This is a genomic window from Pseudomonas sp. BCRC 81390, from assembly GCF_030341915.1.
GTDB lineage: Bacteria > Pseudomonadota > Gammaproteobacteria > Pseudomonadales > Pseudomonadaceae > Aquipseudomonas.
In genome coordinates this window covers 1-387 of the sequence record NZ_JATAAG010000051.1, presented here as the reverse complement: position 1 = coordinate 387, position 387 = coordinate 1, and the positions used below count along the sequence as shown (strand labels likewise).

The window sequence follows — 387 nt, the reverse complement described above, 5'->3', positions numbered from 1 at the left end:
GCTGCTCGCCTGGTTCACGCCCATGCTGGCTTCCTTGAACAACCGCCCATGCACTTCCTCGGCCGTGCCCTCGACCCACACCGTCACGCTGATCATCGTGTGGGTGAAGCGCGGGTCGAGCACGGCCAGGCTCATCAGCCCGTGCTGGATGATCGGCCGCACCTTGCGCATCGACTTCATCGAGCCAAACTCGAAATCGTCAAGGTTGCGCTGCATCCGGTCCCGCGCCGCGGCGATGGAGGCATTGGCCTTGTGCTGCATTTCCCGCAGGTGCTGGCTCTGCAGGGCGTAGTACTCGCCCAGCTTCATCTTCACTTCCAGCTCGATCAGCTGCACGCCGTTGTAGAGATACTGCGTGGCGCTGTTCAGATGCCGCACGGCTTTCTG

General features: G+C 62.5%; 1 pseudogene. It reads right to left on the bottom strand.

From position 1 onward, the window contains the following. Positions 1–387, bottom strand: a pseudogene (locus QSV36_RS14670) (T6SS effector BTH_I2691 family protein); the annotation flags it as partial.